This is a genomic window from Tatumella ptyseos ATCC 33301, from assembly GCF_000735525.1.
In the GTDB taxonomy this organism is placed as follows: Bacteria; Pseudomonadota; Gammaproteobacteria; order Enterobacterales; family Enterobacteriaceae; genus Tatumella; species Tatumella ptyseos.
The window spans coordinates 9,883-26,184 of sequence record NZ_JMPR01000007.1 but is presented as its reverse complement, the minus strand read 5'-3'; the positions used below and the strand labels follow the sequence as shown (position 1 = coordinate 26,184).

Sequence of the window (16,302 nt, the reverse complement as noted above, 5' to 3'; positions counted from 1 at the left end):
CCCAATCGCGATGGACGACGGTCTGCGTTTCGCAATCCGTGAAGGTGGTCGTACTGTAGGTGCAGGTGTTGTTGCTAAAGTTATCGCTTAATTGTCGATAGTTTAGAAACATCCTGATGAGAAGGGCGCGCAAGCGCCCTTTTTTTATGGCTCGAAAAGGAGAGTTATCATCATGAATGAAAACCCTTATTGTAATGCAAACCATTCTCAATTATGATAGTGCATGAAAAATATACAGTAAGGTCAGGGTTGTAATATGTATGTTTGTTTGTGTAATGGCATCAGTGATAAATCTATCCGCGCGGTTATCCGTCAGCATCAGCCATCATCGCTAAAAGAATTACAGCGTTTTGTTCCGGTCGGAACACAGTGTGGTAAGTGTCTGCGGTCTGCACGACAAATTCTGGAGCATGAACAGGGCTCAATGGTCATCTATCTCCGGTCCGCCTGACTTCTGCTAACTATAAGTAAACCGCCTGCTTTATAGCCTTTCTGTCTTTTGACTTCCCGGAGCCGCCAACTACTCTGATAGTAACTGGAAGCGGAGGAAGTACTATGAAAGGCGATAAGAAAGTTATAACTCATCTGAATAAACTTCTTGGTAATGAACTGGTTGCTATCAATCAGTATTTTTTGCATGCCCGTATGTTCCGAAACTGGGGCCTGAGCCGTCTCAATGATATTGAATATCATGAGTCGATAGATGAAATGAAACATGCTGATAAATATATCGAGCGTATTTTGTTTCTGGAAGGGATCCCTAATCTGCAGGATCTTGGAAAATTACGCATCGGCGAAGATGTGGAAGAAATGCTTCGTTCAGATCTCAGCCTGGAACTTGAAGGTGCGACTGATTTACGTGAAGCCATCGCTTATGCTGATAAAGTCCATGATTATGTGACGCGGGATTTACTGATAGAAATCCTTGCCGATGAAGAGCACCATATCGACTGGCTGGAAACAGAGCTTGAATTGATTACCCGCATAGGTATACAGAATTATATTCAGACTCAGATTAAAGAGCAGTCGGCAGGATAGACAGATTTTGTATCAGAAACCAGCACGCGCCCGCTATCGATAAAAAATATCCGAACGGTAGCGGGAGCGAATCACGAAAACTGGCCATTAACTTCCGGCGGAAAATCAGTTCGCACAACGCATAAGCGGAAGCGATGACGATCACCGGGGCCAGTGATTGCCAGCCACCCCATGCCCCGATAGCCGCCAGTAACTTCATATCCCCCTCACCGATCCCTTCCCGTTGACGGCAGTAACGAAAGCCCAGGTTAGCCGCATACAAAAAGAGATACCCACAACAGACACCCAATAGCCGCGAGTACAGGTCAGGATAAGTAAAGGCCGGAGCAAGCAGTAAGCCGGACCACAAAAGCGCAAACACGATCATGTCCGGTAGCAGCATATACCGGCGGTCGGTGATGGCCAGCAGATAGAGTAGTGAATAATTGAGTATGGCTGCAGCCCACTGAAGAGGTGAAGGTAAGAGCATATAAACCGATACCCAAAAGAGACCTGTCAGGATTTCCGCGTATATCAAGCCAGCGGGCAGACTTTGCCGGCAGTAGCGGCAGGTGCCCCGGAGTAGGATGAAGCTGATCACGGGAATAAGCTCAAACCAGGTCAGGGGATGATGGCATTGTACGCAGAATGACGGGGGAGCGATCAGCGCCCGGAGAGAGCAGGGGAGGGGGACACAGGGAGAGTAACGGTCAGCCAGCAGAGCGATAAAACTCCCATAGAGACTGCCGGAAATGAAAATGAACAGTAACAAGATACACCTCGTAGCAGAAGATATTTCTGTTAGTGTGCTGTCACCGGAAGCACTAGCAAAGAGGGAAGTACAGACGCTGTGTGGCGGGTTCCGGATGTCGTGTGACAGACAACAGTTCTTCCTCCGGGCCCCGGGTGCAATGCAATTGCATCGGTTAAAAACGAAGCATCACTTGCCAAGCGCTGAAATATACGTATAATGCTCGGGCTTGCTGAAATTAGCAGCGCGATTCGAGCAGAATCGCAGGCACGCGATTTGCGTCGCCTGACAATACTCCCGATTGGGGAGTTATATGCTGAACGATTACACTCCCCCATCAATCGTAATGGGTGTGAGGAGTAATTATTTTTGTTTATAAAATGTTTGGAGCTCTGGTCTCATGCAGAACCAAAGAATCCGTATCCGTCTTAAAGCGTTTGATCATCGTCTGATCGATCAATCAACCGCGGAAATCGTTGAGACTGCCAAGCGCACTGGTGCGCAGGTTCGTGGTCCAATCCCGCTGCCGACTCGTAAAGAGCGCTTTACCGTTCTGATTTCTCCGCATGTTAACAAAGATGCGCGCGATCAGTACGAAATTCGCACTCACAAACGTCTGGTTGACATCGTTGAGCCAACTGAAAAGACCGTTGATGCTCTGATGCGTCTGGATCTGGCTGCCGGTGTTGATGTGCAGATCAGCCTGGGTTAATCAGGTTACGAGCGATTAAGAGGTTGATACAATGATTGGATTAGTCGGTAAGAAAGTGGGCATGACTCGCATCTTCAATGAAGAAGGCGTATCTATCCCTGTAACCGTAATCGAAGTTGAAGCAAACCGTGTTACTCAGGTCAAAGGCCTGGAAAACGATGGTTACCAGGCTATTCAGGTGACTACCGGCGCTAAAAAAGCAAGCCGTGTAACTAAACCAGAAGCTGGTCATTTTGCTAAAGCTGGCGTAGAAGCTGGCCGTGGCCTGTGGGAATTCCGCACCGAAGGTGAAGAATTTACCGTTGGTCAGAGCATCAGTGTTGATATCTTCGCTGACGTGAAAAAAGTAGACGTAACTGGCACCTCTAAAGGTAAAGGTTTCGCAGGTACCGTTAAGCGCTGGAACTTCCGTACCCAGGACGCTACTCACGGTAACTCCTTGTCACACCGCGTACCGGGTTCTATCGGTCAGAACCAGACTCCGGGCAAAGTGTTCAAAGGCAAGAAAATGGCAGGTCAGCTGGGTAACGAACGTGTGACCGTTCAGAGCCTGGAAGTCGTTCGCGTAGACGCTGAGCGCAACCTGCTGCTGGTTAAAGGTGCAGTTCCCGGTGCAACCGGTAGCGACCTGATTGTAAAACCAGCTGTTAAGGCGTAAGGGGATAGCAATGGAATTAGTATTGAAAGACGCGCAGAGCGCGCTGACTGTTTCCGAAACTACCTTCGGTCGTGATTTTAACGAAGCGCTGGTACACCAGGTTGTTGTCGCTTACGCAGCAGGCGCCCGTCAGGGTACCCGTGGTCAGAAGACCCGCGCTGAAGTTACTGGCTCTGGTAAAAAACCATGGCGCCAGAAAGGCACCGGCCGCGCACGTGCAGGTTCTGCGAAGAGCCCAATCTGGCGTTCAGGTGGTGTGACTTTTGCTGCTAAGACTCAAGATCACAGTCAGAAAGTTAACAAAAAGATGTACCGCGGAGCGCTGAAAAGCATTCTGTCTGAACTGGTACGTCAGGAACGTTTGATCGTTGTCGAACAGTTCTCTGTAGAAGCGCCTAAAACTAAGCTGCTGGCACAGAAACTGAAAGACATGGCTCTGGAAGATGTACTGATCGTCACCGGTGAACTGGATGAGAATCTGTTCCTGGCAGCACGTAACCTGTTCAAGGTTGACGTACGTGATGCAGCAGGCATTGACCCAGTTAGCCTGATCGCCTTCGACAAAGTCGTTATGACTGCTGATGCAGTTAAGCAAGTTGAGGAGATGCTGGCATGATCCGTGAAGAACGTCTGCTGAAAGTCGTGCGCGCGCCGCACGTATCTGAAAAAGCGTCTACTGCGATGGAAAAAACAAATACCATCGTTCTCAAAGTTGCAACAGACGCAACCAAAGCAGAGATCGTTGCTGCCGTAGAAAAGCTGTTCGAAGTTGAAGTTAAAGACGTAAACACCCTGGTCGTTAAAGGGAAAGTTAAGCGTCACGGACAGCGTATTGGTCGTCGTAGCGACTGGAAAAAAGCTTACGTCACCCTGAAAGAAGGCCAGAATCTGGACTTCGTCGGCGGCGCAGAGTAAGTCGGAGGAGAGAAACAATGGCAATTGTTAAATGTAAACCGACATCTCCGGGTCGTCGCCATGTAGTTAAAGTGGTGAACCCTGAGCTGCACAAGGGCAAACCTTTTGCTCCGCTGCTGGAAAAAAACAGCAAAAGCGGTGGCCGTAATAATAACGGTCGTATCACTACCCGTCATATCGGTGGTGGTCACAAGCAGGCTTACCGTATTATTGACTTTAAACGCAATAAAGATGGTATCCCGGCTGTTGTTGAACGTCTTGAGTACGATCCGAACCGCTCTGCGAACATCGCACTGGTTCTGTACAAAGACGGTGAACGCCGTTATATCCTGGCCCCTAAAGGTCTGAAAGCTGGCGACCAGATCCAATCTGGTAGTGATGCTGCGATTAAAGCAGGTAACACCCTGCCGATGCGTAATATCCCGGTCGGTTCAACTGTACATAACGTAGAAATGAAACCAGGTAAAGGCGGTCAGATTGCTCGCTCTGCTGGTACTTACGTGCAGATCGTTGCGCGTGATGGTTCCTACGTAACCCTGCGTCTGCGTTCAGGTGAAATGCGTAAAGTCGAAGCTGACTGCCGCGCAACACTGGGCGAAGTCGGTAACGCTGAGCATATGCTGCGCGTTCTGGGTAAAGCAGGTGCAACTCGCTGGCGTGGTGTTCGTCCTACCGTTCGCGGTACTGCGATGAACCCAGTCGATCACCCGCACGGTGGTGGTGAAGGTCGTAACTTTGGTAAGCACCCGGTAACTCCGTGGGGCGTTCAGACCAAAGGTAAGAAGACCCGCAGCAACAAGCGTACTGATAAATTTATCGTACGTCGCCGTAGCAAATAATTTTAGAGGATAAACCATGCCACGTTCTCTCAAGAAAGGTCCTTTTATTGACCTGCACTTGCTGAAGAAGGTAGAGAAAGCGGTGGAAAGCGGTGACAAGAAGCCCCTGCGCACCTGGTCCCGTCGTTCAACGATCTTTCCTAACATGATCGGTTTGACCATCGCTGTCCATAATGGTCGTCAGCACGTACCTGTCTTTGTTTCCGACGAAATGGTTGGACACAAGCTGGGTGAATTTGCGCCGACTCGTACTTATCGCGGTCACGCGGCTGATAAAAAAGCCAAGAAGAAATAAGGTAGGAGGAAGAGATGGAAACTATCGCTAAACATCGCCATGCTCGTTCTTCTGCTCAGAAGGTTCGCCTGGTTGCGGATCTTGTACGCGGTAAGAAAGTGTCGCAGGCTCTGGATATCCTGACCTACACCAATAAGAAAGCAGCCTTACTGGTTAAGAAAGTCCTGGAATCTGCCATTGCTAACGCCGAACACAACGATGGCGCTGACATCGACGATCTGAAAGTCACGAAAATTTTCGTCGACGAAGGCCCTAGCATGAAGCGCATTATGCCGCGTGCTAAAGGTCGTGCAGATCGCATCCTGAAGCGCACCAGCCACATTACTGTGGTTGTGTCCGATCGCTGAGACTCTGGAGACTAGCAATGGGTCAGAAAGTACATCCTAATGGTATTCGCCTGGGTATTGTAAAACCCTGGAACTCTACATGGTTCGCAAATACCAACGAATTCGCTGACAACCTGGACAGCGATTTTAAAGTTCGTCAGTATCTGAATAAAGAACTGGCAAAAGCGTCTGTATCTCGCATCGTTATCGAACGTCCAGCGAAAAGCATCCGTGTGACTATTCACACTGCTCGCCCTGGTATCGTTATCGGTAAAAAAGGTGAAGACGTAGAAAAACTGCGTAATGTCGTCGCGAAAATCGCTGGCGTCCCTGCGCAGATCAATATCGCCGAAGTCCGTAAACCGGAACTGGACGCTAAATTGGTTGCTGATAGCATCACTTCACAGCTGGAACGTCGCGTTATGTTCCGTCGTGCTATGAAGCGTGCTGTACAGAACGCAATGCGTCTGGGCGCTAAAGGTATTAAAGTTGAAGTCAGCGGCCGTCTTGGCGGTGCTGAAATCGCGCGTACCGAATGGTACCGTGAAGGTCGTGTTCCATTGCATACTCTGCGTGCGGACATCGACTACAACACCTCTGAAGCGCACACCACTTATGGTGTAATCGGCGTTAAGGTATGGATCTTCAAAGGTGAGATCCTGGGTGGTATGGCTGCTGTTGAACAATCGGAAAAACCGGCTGCTCAACCTAAAAAGCAGCAGCGTAAAGGCCGTAAGTAAGGAGAGTCGCTGATGTTACAACCAAAGCGTACGAAATTCCGTAAAGTGCACAAAGGCCGTAACCGCGGTCTGGCTGCTGGTACGGATATTAGCTTCGGTACTTTCGGTCTGAAAGCTGTTGGCCGTGGTCGTCTGACTGCCCGTCAGATCGAAGCAGCACGTCGTGCTATGACCCGTGCAGTTAAGCGTCAAGGTAAAATCTGGATCCGTGTATTCCCGGACAAACCAATTACCGAGAAGCCGCTTGAAGTTCGTATGGGTAAAGGTAAGGGTAACGTAGAGTATTGGGTTGCCCTAATCCAGCCTGGTAAAGTCCTGTATGAAATGGACGGCGTATCAGAAGAGCTGGCCCGTGAGGCATTCAAGCTGGCAGCAGCAAAACTGCCTATCAAAACCACCTTTGTAACTAAGACGGTGATGTAATGAAAGCAACTGAGCTGCGTGAAAAAAGTGTTGAAGAGCTAAACACTGAGCTGCTTAACCTGTTGCGTGAGCAGTTTAACCTGCGCATGCAAGCGGCATCCGGCCAGCTGCAGCAGACTCATCTGCTGAAGCAGGTTCGTCGTGATGTTGCACGCGTTAAGACTTTACTGACTGAGAAGGCGGGTGCGTAATGACCGATAAAATCCGTACTCTGCAAGGTCGTGTTGTTAGTGACAAAATGCAGAAATCTGCGGTTGTTGCTATCGAACGTTTCGTGAAACACCCGATTTACGGTAAATTCATTAAGCGTACGACTAAGCTGCACATCCATGATGAGAACAACGAATGTGGTATTGGTGACGTGGTAATTATCCGCGAATGCCGTCCACTGTCTAAGACTAAGTCCTGGACTCTTGTTCGCATTGTGGAAAAAGCGATTCTGTAATAGAATCACTTTTCTGTGAAAAAATAGATGAACGACTCGTCTGAGTCGTTCATTTTTTCTACCCATCTACGAGAACCGGTGTTATAATGCCGCGCCCTCGATAATGGGGCTTTTAATCGACCTGAAGTTAGGTCCCGAAGTAGTAGTTGACATTAGCGGAGCACTAAAATGATCCAAGAACAGACTATGCTGAACGTCGCCGACAACTCCGGTGCACGTCGCGTAATGTGTATCAAGGTTCTGGGTGGCTCGCACCGTCGCTACGCAGGCGTCGGCGACATTATTAAAGTTACCATCAAGGAAGCAATTCCACGTGGTAAAGTTAAGAAAGGTGACGTCCTGAAGGCGGTAGTGGTGCGCACCAGGAAGGGTGTTCGTCGCCCTGACGGTTCTGTCATTCGCTTCGATGGTAATGCATGCGTTATTTTAAACAATAACAGCGAGCAACCCGTCGGAACACGTATTTTTGGGCCGGTAACTCGTGAACTTCGTACTGAAAAGTTCATGAAAATTATCTCTCTGGCACCTGAAGTACTCTAAGGAGCGAATCATGGCAGCGAAAATCCGTCTCAACGACGAAGTTATCGTGCTTACCGGTAAAGATAAAGGTAAACGCGGTAAAGTAAAAAATGTTTTGTCTTCTGGCAAAGTCATCATTGAAGGTATCAACCTGGTTAAGAAACATCAGAAGCCGGTCCCGGCCCTGAACCAACCAGGTGGCATCGTTGAAAAAGAAGCTGCTATTCAGGTTTCTAACGTTGCACTTTTCAATGCGGCAACCGGTAAGGCTGACCGTGTAGGCTTTAGATTCGAAGACGGCAAAAAAGTCCGTTTCTTCAAGTCTAACAGCGAAACTATCAAGTAATTTGGAGTAGTACGATGGCGAAACTGCATGATTACTACAAAGACGAAGTAGTTAAGAAACTCATGACTGAGTTTAACTACAATTCAGTCATGCAAGTCCCTCGGGTCGAGAAGATCACCCTGAACATGGGTGTTGGTGAAGCGATCGCTGACAAGAAACTGCTGGACAATGCAGCAGCGGATCTGACAGCAATCTCCGGTCAAAAACCGTTGATCACCAAAGCACGCAAATCTGTTGCAGGCTTCAAAATCCGTCAGGGCTATCCGATCGGCTGTAAAGTAACTCTGCGCGGCGAGCGTATGTGGGAGTTCCTTGAGCGCCTGATCATCATTGCTGTACCTCGTATCCGTGACTTCCGTGGTTTATCTGCGAAGTCTTTCGACGGTCGTGGTAACTACAGCATGGGTGTCCGTGAGCAGATCATCTTCCCAGAAATCGATTACGATAAAGTCGATCGCGTCCGTGGTTTGGATATTACCATTACCACTACTGCGAAATCTGATGATGAAGGCCGTGCTCTGCTGGCAGCCTTTGACTTCCCGTTCCGCAAGTAAGGTAGGGTTAATTCATGGCTAAGCAATCTATGAAAGCACGCGAAGTTAAGCGTGTAAAATTAGCAGACAAGTTCTTCGCGAAACGCACTGAACTGAAAGCGATCATCTCTGATGTGAACGCTTCTGACGAAGATCGTTGGAATGCTGTTCTTAAGCTTCAGGCTCTGCCGCGTGATTCCAGCCCGTCCCGTCAGCGTAACCGCTGCCGCCAAACTGGCCGTCCACATGGCTATGTAGGTAAGTTCGGGTTGAGCCGCATCAAGTTACGTGAAGCCGCCATGCGCGGTGAAGTACCTGGCTTGAAAAAGGCTAGCTGGTAATTGTCACCAATTGAATCACGGGAGTAAAGACTGATGAGCATGCAAGATCCGATCGCGGATATGCTGACCCGTATCCGTAACGGTCAGACCGCGAACAAAGTTGCGGTCACCATGCCTTCCTCCAAGCTGAAAGTGGCAATTGCCAACGTGCTGAAGGAAGAAGGTTATATTGAAGATTTTAAAATCGAAGGCGACACCAAGCCAGAACTGGAATTAACTCTTAAGTATTTCCAGGGCAAGGCTGTTGTAGAAAGCATTCAGCGTGTAAGCCGTCCAGGTCTGCGTATTTATAAGCGCAAAGACGAACTGCCAAAAATCATGGCAGGGATGGGTATCGCAGTTGTTTCTACTTCTAAAGGTGTTATGACTGATCGTGCAGCGCGCCAGGCTGGTCTTGGCGGCGAAATTATCTGCTACGTAGCTTAATCGGAGGATTCAATGTCTCGTGTTGCTAAAGCACCTGTCGTTATTCCTGCCGGCGTAGAGGTAAAACTCAACGGTCAGGAAATTTCGGTAAAAGGTAAAAACGGCGAGCTGGCTCGTACTATCAATAAAGCTGTTGAAGTTAAGCAGGCTGACAATCAGCTGACTTTCGCTCCGCGCGAAGGTTTTGCAGATGGTTGGGCTCAGGCAGGTACGACTCGTGCGCTGCTGAACTCAATGGTTATCGGTGTTACCGAAGGCTTCACCAAGAAGCTGCAGCTGGTTGGTGTTGGTTATCGTGCTGCTGTTAAAGGCAATGCAGTTAATCTGTCACTGGGTTTTTCACACCCGGTTGAACATCAGCTGCCTGCAGGCATCACTGCCGAGTGTCCGACTCAAACTGAAATCGTGCTGAAAGGCGCTGATAAGCAGGTGATCGGCCAGGTTGCAGCTGACTTGCGCGCCTACCGTCGTCCTGAGCCTTATAAAGGCAAGGGTGTCCGTTACGCCGACGAAGTCGTGCGTACCAAAGAGGCTAAGAAGAAGTAAGGTAACACTATGGATAAGAAATCTGCTCGTATCCGTCGTGCGACCCGTGCACGTCGCAAGCTCAAAGAGCTGGGTGCTACTCGCCTGGTGGTACATCGTACCCCGCGTCATATTTACGCACAGGTAATCGCTCCGAACGGTTCCGAAGTTCTGGTTGCTGCTTCTACTGTAGAAAAAGCTATCTCTGAACAACTGAAGTACACTGGAAATAAAGACGCTGCTATTGCTGTTGGTAAAGCAATCGCAGAACGCGCTGTAGAGAAAGGCATCACTGCTGTTTCTTTCGATCGCTCTGGTTTCCAATATCATGGTCGTGTCCAGGCACTGGCAGATGCTGCCCGTGAAGCTGGCCTTCAGTTCTAAGGTAGAGGTCTAGGATGTCACACATCGAGAAACAAGCTGGCGAACTGCAGGAAAAACTGATCGCGGTAAACCGTGTATCTAAAACCGTTAAAGGTGGTCGTATTTTCTCCTTCACAGCTCTGACTGTAGTTGGTGATGGTAACGGTCGCGTTGGTTTTGGTTACGGTAAAGCGCGTGAAGTTCCAGCAGCTATCCAGAAAGCGATGGAAAAAGCCCGTCGCAACATGGTTAATGTCGCGCTGAATAACGGTACCCTGCAGCACCCTGTTAAAGGTGTTCACACAGGTTCCCGCGTATTCATGCAGCCGGCTTCAGAAGGTACTGGTATCATCGCCGGTGGTGCAATGCGCGCCGTTCTGGAAGTCGCCGGAATTCATAACGTACTGGCTAAAACCTATGGTTCTACTAACCCGATCAACGTGGTTCGTGCAACTATTGATGGCCTGAGCAATATGAATTCTCCTGAGATGGTCGCTGCTAAGCGTGGTAAAACCGTCGAAGAAATTCTGGGGTAATTATCATGGCAAAGACTATTAAAATTACTCAAACCCGTAGTGCAATCGGTCGTCTGCCTAAACACAAGGCAACACTGCTTGGCCTGGGTCTGCGTCGCATTGGTCATACTGTAGAACGCGAGGATACTCCTGCGGTTCGCGGTATGGTTAACGCGGTTTCCTACATGGTTAAAGTGGAGGAGTAAGAGATGCGTTTAAATACTCTGTCTCCGGCCGAAGGGTCTAAGCACGCTTCCAAACGTCTGGGTCGTGGTATTGGTTCCGGTCTCGGTAAAACTGGTGGTCGTGGTCACAAAGGTCAGAACTCACGTTCTGGCGGTGGCGTACGTCGCGGTTTCGAGGGTGGCCAGATGCCTTTATACCGTCGTCTGCCAAAATTTGGCTTTACTTCTCGCAAAGCAATGGTCACAGCCGAAGTTCGTCTGTCTGACCTGGCGAAAGTAGAAGGCGGTATTGTCGATCTGAACACGCTGAAAGCAGCTAACATTATCGGAATTCAGATTGAATTCGCGAAAGTTATTCTGTCTGGCGAAGTTTCTGCTCCGGTAACGGTTCGTGGTCTGCGTGTCACTAAAGGTGCTCGTGCTGCAATCGAAGCTGCTGGCGGTAAAATTGAGGACTAAGTGAGCTGATGGCTAAACAACCAGGATTAGATTTTCAAAGTGCCAAGGGTGGGATAGGTGAACTAAAACGCAGACTGATGTTTGTTATAGGTGCACTGATTGTCTTCCGAATTGGCTCTTTTATTCCAATCCCTGGTATTGATGCCACAGTCCTTGCCAAACTGCTTGAGCAACAGCGTGGCACCATCATTGAAATGTTTAACATGTTCTCTGGTGGTGCACTTAGCCGTGCTTCTATCTTTGCCCTGGGTATTATGCCGTATATTTCGGCCTCTATTATTATCCAGCTGTTAACGGTGGTTCATCCGGCGTTAGCTGAAATTAAGAAAGAAGGGGAGGCTGGCCGTCGTAAGATTAGCCAGTACACCCGCTATGCAACGTTAGTCCTGGCGATATTCCAGGCAGTCGGTATTGCTACCGGTCTGCCGAATATGCCTGGTATGCAAGGCCTGGTAATGAATCCAGGCCCGGCATTCTACTTTACGGCTGTTGTCAGCCTGGTCACCGGGACAATGTTCCTGATGTGGTTAGGTGAGCAAATTACTGAACGAGGTATTGGTAACGGTATCTCGATCATTATTTTTGCTGGTATTGTTGCGGGCTTACCGCAGGCCATTGGCCATACCATTGAGCAGGCACGGCAGGGTGACCTGAACTTCCTCCTGTTGCTGTTGGTTGCAGTTCTCGTATTTGCAGTGACTTTCTTTGTTATTTTCGTTGAACGTGGTCAACGCCGCATTGTGGTAAACTACGCTAAACGTCAACAGGGTCGCCGCGTTTACGCTGCACAGAGCACACATTTACCGTTGAAAGTAAATATGGCGGGTGTTATCCCGGCAATCTTTGCTTCCAGCATCATCCTGTTTCCGGCGACAATTGCGTCCTGGTTCGGGGGCGGTACCGGCTGGAACTGGCTGACTACTATTTCTATGTATTTACAGCCAGGTCAGCCGCTTTATGTGCTACTCTATGCGACTGCAATCATCTTCTTCTGTTTCTTCTACACGGCGTTGGTTTTCAACCCACGTGAAACAGCAGATAACCTGAAGAAGTCTGGTGCATTCGTACCGGGAATTCGTCCGGGAGAGCAAACGGCCAGGTATATCGATAAAGTAATGACGCGTTTAACTTTGGTTGGCGCTTTGTATATTACTTTTATCTGTCTGATCCCGGAGTTCATGCGTGAGGCGATGAATGTCCCCTTCTACTTCGGTGGTACTTCACTGCTGATTGTAGTTGTCGTCATCATGGACTTTATGGCTCAAGTGCAAACTCTGATGATGTCGAGTCAATATGAGTCTGCATTGAAGAAAGCAAACCTGAAAGGCTACGGCCGTTAATTCAGGAGCTTGAGAAGTTACGGAGAGTAAAAATGAAAGTTCGTGCTTCCGTCAAGAAATTATGTCGTAACTGCAAAATCATCCGTCGCGACGGTGTCGTACGTGTGATTTGTAGTGCCGAGCCTAAGCATAAACAGCGCCAAGGCTGATTTTTTCGCATATTTTTCTTGCAAAGTCGGGTTGAGCTGGCTAGATTAGCCAGCCAATCTTTTGTATGTTATTGCGTTCCCATTTGAGTATCCTGAAAACGGGCTTTTCAGAATGGCACGCAGTTAATTAGTAATAGGAGTGCATAGTGGCCCGTATAGCAGGCATTAACATTCCTGATCATAAACATACCGTTATCGCTTTAACATCGATTTTCGGTATCGGTAAAACTCGTTCACAGGCCATTTGTGCCTCAACGGGTATTGCTGAACATGTTAAGATCAGTGAGCTGTCTGAAGAACAGATTGAGCAACTGCGTGAAGCAGTTGGCAAGTTCGTTGTAGAAGGTGATCTGCGTCGTGAAGTTACCCTGAGCATCAAGCGTCTTATGGACCTTGGCTGCTACCGTGGTTTGCGTCATCGTCGTGGTCTTCCGGTTCGCGGTCAGCGTACCAAGACCAATGCACGTACCCGTAAGGGTCCGCGCAAACCGATCAAGAAATAATCGGGGTGGGTAAATAATGGCAAAGGCACCAGTTCGTGCACGTAAGCGTGTAAGAAAACAAGTCTCAGATGGCGTGGCTCATATCCATGCATCTTTTAACAACACCATCGTTACTATCACTGATCGTCAGGGTAATGCGCTGGGTTGGGCAACCGCCGGTGGTTCCGGTTTCCGCGGTTCACGTAAATCTACTCCGTTTGCTGCTCAGGTCGCTGCAGAGCGCTGTGCAGAAGCTGTAAAAGATTACGGTATTAAGAACCTGGAAGTTATGGTTAAGGGTCCGGGTCCGGGTCGCGAATCAACTATTCGTGCTCTGAACGCCGCTGGTTTCCGCATCACTAACATTACTGATGTGACTCCGATCCCTCACAACGGTTGTCGTCCGCCGAAGAAACGTCGCGTTTAACGCCCGTTTTTAGGTTAGTTGGAGAAAGAAAATGGCAAGATATTTGGGTCCTAAGCTCAAGCTGAGCCGTCGTGAGGGCACCGACTTATTCCTTAAGTCTGGCGTTCGCGCGATCGATACCAAGTGCAAAATTGAACAAGCCCCAGGTCAGCACGGTGCGCGTAAGCCACGTCTGTCTGACTACGGCGGTCAGTTACGTGAGAAACAAAAAGTTCGTCGTATCTACGGTGTTCTTGAACGTCAATTCCGTAACTATTACAAAGAAGCAGCACGTCTGAAAGGCAACACAGGTGAAAACCTGCTGGTTCTGCTGGAAGGTCGTCTGGATAACGTAGTTTATCGTATGGGCTTTGGTGCCACTCGTGCTGAAGCACGCCAGCTGGTTAGCCATAAAGCGATTATGGTAAATGGCCGCGTTGTTAACATCGCTTCTTATCAGGTATCTCCGAATGATGTCGTTAGCATCCGTGAGAAAGCCAAAAAGCAATCTCGCGTGAAGGCCGCTCTGGAGCTGGCTGAGCAGCGTGAAAAGCCAACCTGGCTGGAAGTTGATGCAGCGAAGATGGAAGGTGTGTTCAAGCGTAAGCCAGAACGTACTGATCTGTCTGCGGACATTAACGAGCACCTGATCATCGAGCTTTACTCTAAATAAAGCTTGAGTACCAAAGAGAGGACACAATGCAGGGTTCTGTGACAGAGTTTCTAAAACCGCGCCTGGTAGATATCGAGCAAGTGAGTTCGACGCACGCCAAGGTGACCCTTGAGCCTTTAGAGCGTGGCTTTGGCCATACTCTGGGTAATGCACTGCGCCGTATTCTGCTTTCTTCCATGCCGGGTTGCGCGGTGACCGAGGTTGAAATTGATGGTGTACTCCACGAGTACAGCACCAAAGAGGGCGTTCAGGAGGATATCCTGGAAATCCTGCTCAACCTGAAAGGGCTGGCGGTAAGAGTTCAGGGTAAAGATGATGTCATCCTGACCCTGAATAAATCTGGCATTGGCCCTGTGACTGCAGCCGACATTACCCATGACGGTGATGTCGAAATCGTCAAGCCACAGCACGTAATTTGTCACCTGACCGATGAAAACGCATCAATCAATATGCGTATCAAAGTTCAGCGTGGTCGTGGTTATGTGCCGGCTTCTGCCCGAATTCATTCGGAAGAAGATGAGCGCCCAATCGGTCGTTTGTTAGTCGATGCTTGCTACAGCCCTGTAGATCGTATTGCCTACAATGTTGAAGCAGCTCGTGTTGAGCAACGTACCGACCTGGACAAGCTGGTCATCGAAATGGAAACCAACGGCACAATCGATCCTGAAGAGGCGATTCGTCGTGCGGCGACCATTCTGGCTGAACAACTTGATGCTTTTGTTGACTTACGTGATGTTCGTCAGCCAGAAGTGAAAGAAGAGAAACCAGAATTCGATCCGATCCTGCTGCGCCCTGTTGACGATCTGGAATTGACTGTCCGCTCTGCTAACTGCCTTAAGGCAGAAGCTATCCACTACATCGGTGATCTGGTACAACGTACTGAGGTTGAGCTTCTTAAGACGCCTAACCTTGGGAAAAAATCTCTTACCGAGATCAAAGACGTGCTGGCTTCGCGTGGACTGTCACTGGGCATGCGCCTGGAAAACTGGCCACCGGCAAGCATTGCTGATGAGTAACCGGATCACAGGTTAAGGTTTCACTGAGAAGGATAAGGTCATGCGCCATCGTAAGAGTGGTCGTCAACTGAACCGTAACAGCAGCCATCGTCAGGCTATGTTCCGTAACATGGCTGGTTCACTGGTTCGTCATGAGATCATCAAGACGACTCTGCCGAAAGCCAAAGAGCTGCGTCGCGTAGTTGAGCCGCTGATTACTCTTGCCAAGACTGATAGCGTTGCTAATCGTCGTCTGGCATTCGCACGTACTCGTGATAACGAGATCGTTGCAAAACTGTTTAATGAGCTCGGCCCGCGTTTCGCGAGCCGTACCGGTGGTTACACTCGTATTCTGAAGTGTGGCTTCCGTGCTGGTGACAACGCTCCGATGGCATACATCGAGCTGGTTGATCGTCCGGAAGCTCAAGCAGAAGCAACTGCAGAGTAATTTGCAGTAATTAAAGAACCCGCTTCGGCGGGTTTTTTATTGTCTGAAGGAAAGTAGTGTATAATATTCATCCTGACCTGCCCCGGAGGAATTCTATGTGGCTTATTGATCAGATGGCTGAACGCCATATTCAGGATGCGCTGCAAAAAGGTGAGCTGTCCGGTTTACCCGGCGAAGGAAAGCCACTTATGCTTGACGATGACAGCCAGGTTCCGGTGGAATTACGTTCAGCATATCGTCTTTTGAAGAACTCGGGCTATCTTCCCCCGGAACTTGAATCACGTCGTGAGGCTCTTGAGCTGGTCGATCTTTTACAGCAACTTGATCCTGAAGATCATCAGGCCGCTGAATATCATAAAAGATTACGCGTCCTGGAACTGAAATTACGTCAGGCGGGTTTGAGTACAGACTTTATAAATGATGGCCAGTATGGTGCTACCGTCATCAGGCAATTAAATAAGGAATAGAGATATTAT

General features: G+C 49.0%; 33 protein-coding genes and 1 pseudogene. 32 read left to right on the top strand and 2 right to left on the bottom strand.

Translation table 11 applies throughout. The annotated features are described in order from the left end of the window. From GTPT_RS16890 to bfr, 3 genes are all read left to right on the top strand, one after another. A partial coding sequence (locus tag GTPT_RS16890) for an EF-Tu C-terminal domain-related protein (protein ID WP_072265938.1) occupies positions 1-91 on the top strand: 91 nt, incomplete at its 5' end. A gap of 165 nt (positions 92-256) precedes the next feature. Beyond that, positions 257-451, top strand: coding sequence for a bacterioferritin-associated ferredoxin (gene bfd / locus GTPT_RS01870; RefSeq protein WP_025902055.1), 195 nt, complete (start codon positions 257-259; stop codon positions 449-451). A gap of 104 nt (positions 452-555) precedes the next feature. Beyond that, positions 556-1,038, top strand: coding sequence for a bacterioferritin (bfr, locus tag GTPT_RS01865; RefSeq protein ID WP_025902054.1), 483 nt, complete (start codon positions 556-558; stop codon positions 1,036-1,038). On the opposite strand, the gene GTPT_RS17755 is transcribed toward bfr, so the two are convergent. Both GTPT_RS17755 and GTPT_RS18025 read right to left on the bottom strand, forming a co-directional pair. After that, the gene (locus GTPT_RS17755) at positions 1,016-1,507 is read right to left on the bottom strand and encodes a prepilin peptidase (protein WP_145959558.1); all 492 of its coding nucleotides are present in this window, start codon (positions 1,505-1,507) and stop codon (positions 1,016-1,018) included. The two genes, bfr and GTPT_RS17755, sit on opposite strands and share 23 nt — an antisense overlap. Before the next feature lie 9 nt (positions 1,508-1,516). Continuing rightward, positions 1,517-1,789, bottom strand: a pseudogene (locus tag GTPT_RS18025) (prepilin peptidase); the annotation flags it as partial. A 379-nt stretch (positions 1,790-2,168) separates the two neighbouring features. On the opposite strand from GTPT_RS18025, the gene rpsJ reads away from it, so the two are divergent. The 29 genes from rpsJ to GTPT_RS01715 all read left to right on the top strand — a co-directional run bounded on the left by rpsJ (position 2,169) and on the right by GTPT_RS01715 (position 16,293). Beyond that, a complete protein-coding gene (rpsJ, locus tag GTPT_RS01850) occupies positions 2,169-2,480 on the top strand; it encodes a 30S ribosomal protein S10 (protein WP_001181005.1) in 312 nt (103 codons plus the stop codon). A 31-nt stretch (positions 2,481-2,511) separates the two neighbouring features. Then, entirely contained in the window at positions 2,512-3,138 is a 627-nt protein-coding gene (gene rplC / locus GTPT_RS01845) for a 50S ribosomal protein L3 (RefSeq protein WP_025902051.1), read from the top strand. Between the two features lie 10 nt (positions 3,139-3,148). Continuing rightward, complete coding sequence (gene rplD / locus GTPT_RS01840; RefSeq protein WP_025902050.1) at positions 3,149-3,754, top strand: 50S ribosomal protein L4; 606 nt, start codon at positions 3,149-3,151, stop codon at positions 3,752-3,754. Further along, on the top strand, positions 3,751-4,053 hold the full coding sequence (rplW, locus tag GTPT_RS01835; protein WP_025902049.1) for a 50S ribosomal protein L23: 303 nt from the start codon (positions 3,751-3,753) through the stop codon (positions 4,051-4,053). Before rplD ends, rplW begins: the two co-directional genes overlap by 4 nt. Positions 4,054-4,070: 17 nt before the next feature. Continuing rightward, positions 4,071-4,892 (top strand): 50S ribosomal protein L2, encoded by an 822-nt coding sequence (gene rplB, locus GTPT_RS01830; RefSeq protein WP_025902048.1) that lies wholly within the window; start codon positions 4,071-4,073, stop codon positions 4,890-4,892. Positions 4,893-4,908: 16 nt separating this feature from the next. After that, positions 4,909-5,187, top strand: a complete 279-nt coding sequence (rpsS, locus tag GTPT_RS01825; protein ID WP_001138115.1) for a 30S ribosomal protein S19 — start codon at positions 4,909-4,911, stop codon at positions 5,185-5,187. 14 nt (positions 5,188-5,201) lie between these two features. Beyond that, a complete protein-coding gene (gene rplV, locus GTPT_RS01820; RefSeq protein ID WP_025902047.1) occupies positions 5,202-5,534 on the top strand; it encodes a 50S ribosomal protein L22 in 333 nt (110 codons plus the stop codon). Between the two features lie 17 nt (positions 5,535-5,551). Beyond that, positions 5,552-6,253 carry a 30S ribosomal protein S3 gene (rpsC, locus tag GTPT_RS17275; RefSeq protein WP_025902046.1) on the top strand — a complete coding sequence of 234 codons (702 nt, stop codon included), beginning with the start codon at positions 5,552-5,554 and terminating at the stop codon, positions 6,251-6,253. A gap of 12 nt (positions 6,254-6,265) precedes the next feature. Continuing rightward, complete coding sequence (gene rplP / locus GTPT_RS17270) at positions 6,266-6,676, top strand: 50S ribosomal protein L16 (protein ID WP_025902045.1); 411 nt, start codon at positions 6,266-6,268, stop codon at positions 6,674-6,676. Further along, positions 6,676-6,867 carry a 50S ribosomal protein L29 gene (gene rpmC, locus GTPT_RS01805; protein ID WP_025902044.1) on the top strand — a complete coding sequence of 64 codons (192 nt, stop codon included), beginning with the start codon at positions 6,676-6,678 and terminating at the stop codon, positions 6,865-6,867. The genes rplP and rpmC overlap by 1 nt, the downstream gene beginning before the upstream one ends. Beyond that, on the top strand, positions 6,867-7,121 hold the full coding sequence (rpsQ, locus tag GTPT_RS01800; RefSeq protein WP_025902043.1) for a 30S ribosomal protein S17: 255 nt from the start codon (positions 6,867-6,869) through the stop codon (positions 7,119-7,121). Before rpmC ends, rpsQ begins: the two co-directional genes overlap by 1 nt. Before the next feature lie 168 nt (positions 7,122-7,289). Beyond that, entirely contained in the window at positions 7,290-7,661 is a 372-nt protein-coding gene (rplN, locus tag GTPT_RS01795; RefSeq protein WP_025902042.1) for a 50S ribosomal protein L14, read from the top strand. 10 nt (positions 7,662-7,671) lie between these two features. Further along, positions 7,672-7,986, top strand: a complete 315-nt coding sequence (gene rplX, locus GTPT_RS01790) for a 50S ribosomal protein L24 (protein ID WP_025902041.1) — start codon at positions 7,672-7,674, stop codon at positions 7,984-7,986. 14 nt (positions 7,987-8,000) lie between these two features. Then, positions 8,001-8,540: a 50S ribosomal protein L5 gene (gene rplE / locus GTPT_RS01785; RefSeq protein ID WP_025902040.1), complete on the top strand. Its 540-nt coding sequence runs from the start codon at positions 8,001-8,003 to the stop codon at positions 8,538-8,540. A 14-nt stretch (positions 8,541-8,554) separates the two neighbouring features. Beyond that, positions 8,555-8,860 (top strand): 30S ribosomal protein S14, encoded by a 306-nt coding sequence (gene rpsN / locus GTPT_RS17265; RefSeq protein WP_025902039.1) that lies wholly within the window; start codon positions 8,555-8,557, stop codon positions 8,858-8,860. A 33-nt stretch (positions 8,861-8,893) separates the two neighbouring features. Then, on the top strand, positions 8,894-9,286 hold the full coding sequence (gene rpsH, locus GTPT_RS17260) for a 30S ribosomal protein S8 (RefSeq protein WP_025902038.1): 393 nt from the start codon (positions 8,894-8,896) through the stop codon (positions 9,284-9,286). A gap of 12 nt (positions 9,287-9,298) precedes the next feature. Then, the gene (rplF, locus tag GTPT_RS17255; RefSeq protein WP_025902037.1) at positions 9,299-9,832 is read left to right on the top strand and encodes a 50S ribosomal protein L6; all 534 of its coding nucleotides are present in this window, start codon (positions 9,299-9,301) and stop codon (positions 9,830-9,832) included. Positions 9,833-9,841: 9 nt separating this feature from the next. Next, positions 9,842-10,195 (top strand): 50S ribosomal protein L18, encoded by a 354-nt coding sequence (gene rplR / locus GTPT_RS17250; protein ID WP_025902036.1) that lies wholly within the window; start codon positions 9,842-9,844, stop codon positions 10,193-10,195. Between the two features lie 14 nt (positions 10,196-10,209). After that, on the top strand, positions 10,210-10,710 hold the full coding sequence (gene rpsE, locus GTPT_RS01760; protein ID WP_025902035.1) for a 30S ribosomal protein S5: 501 nt from the start codon (positions 10,210-10,212) through the stop codon (positions 10,708-10,710). A gap of 5 nt (positions 10,711-10,715) precedes the next feature. Then, positions 10,716-10,895, top strand: coding sequence for a 50S ribosomal protein L30 (gene rpmD, locus GTPT_RS17245; protein WP_004846568.1), 180 nt, complete (start codon positions 10,716-10,718; stop codon positions 10,893-10,895). 3 nt (positions 10,896-10,898) lie between these two features. After that, positions 10,899-11,333 carry a 50S ribosomal protein L15 gene (rplO, locus tag GTPT_RS01750; protein ID WP_025902034.1) on the top strand — a complete coding sequence of 145 codons (435 nt, stop codon included), beginning with the start codon at positions 10,899-10,901 and terminating at the stop codon, positions 11,331-11,333. 8 nt (positions 11,334-11,341) lie between these two features. After that, entirely contained in the window at positions 11,342-12,673 is a 1,332-nt protein-coding gene (secY, locus tag GTPT_RS01745) for a preprotein translocase subunit SecY (RefSeq protein ID WP_025902033.1), read from the top strand. Between the two features lie 32 nt (positions 12,674-12,705). Next, entirely contained in the window at positions 12,706-12,822 is a 117-nt protein-coding gene (rpmJ, locus tag GTPT_RS16870) for a 50S ribosomal protein L36 (RefSeq protein ID WP_004160566.1), read from the top strand. Positions 12,823-12,968: 146 nt separating this feature from the next. Continuing rightward, positions 12,969-13,325 carry a 30S ribosomal protein S13 gene (gene rpsM / locus GTPT_RS01740; RefSeq protein ID WP_025902032.1) on the top strand — a complete coding sequence of 119 codons (357 nt, stop codon included), beginning with the start codon at positions 12,969-12,971 and terminating at the stop codon, positions 13,323-13,325. Between the two features lie 16 nt (positions 13,326-13,341). Next, the gene (rpsK, locus tag GTPT_RS01735) at positions 13,342-13,731 is read left to right on the top strand and encodes a 30S ribosomal protein S11 (protein ID WP_025902031.1); all 390 of its coding nucleotides are present in this window, start codon (positions 13,342-13,344) and stop codon (positions 13,729-13,731) included. 31 nt (positions 13,732-13,762) lie between these two features. Then, positions 13,763-14,383, top strand: a complete 621-nt coding sequence (gene rpsD / locus GTPT_RS01730) for a 30S ribosomal protein S4 (protein ID WP_025902030.1) — start codon at positions 13,763-13,765, stop codon at positions 14,381-14,383. Between the two features lie 26 nt (positions 14,384-14,409). Then, a complete protein-coding gene (locus GTPT_RS01725; protein ID WP_025902029.1) occupies positions 14,410-15,399 on the top strand; it encodes a DNA-directed RNA polymerase subunit alpha in 990 nt (329 codons plus the stop codon). Between the two features lie 40 nt (positions 15,400-15,439). After that, positions 15,440-15,826 (top strand): 50S ribosomal protein L17, encoded by a 387-nt coding sequence (rplQ, locus tag GTPT_RS01720; protein ID WP_025902028.1) that lies wholly within the window; start codon positions 15,440-15,442, stop codon positions 15,824-15,826. 95 nt (positions 15,827-15,921) lie between these two features. Next, a complete protein-coding gene (locus GTPT_RS01715; RefSeq protein ID WP_025902027.1) occupies positions 15,922-16,293 on the top strand; it encodes a DnaJ family domain-containing protein in 372 nt (123 codons plus the stop codon). The last annotated feature ends 9 nt before the right edge of the window (positions 16,294-16,302 follow it).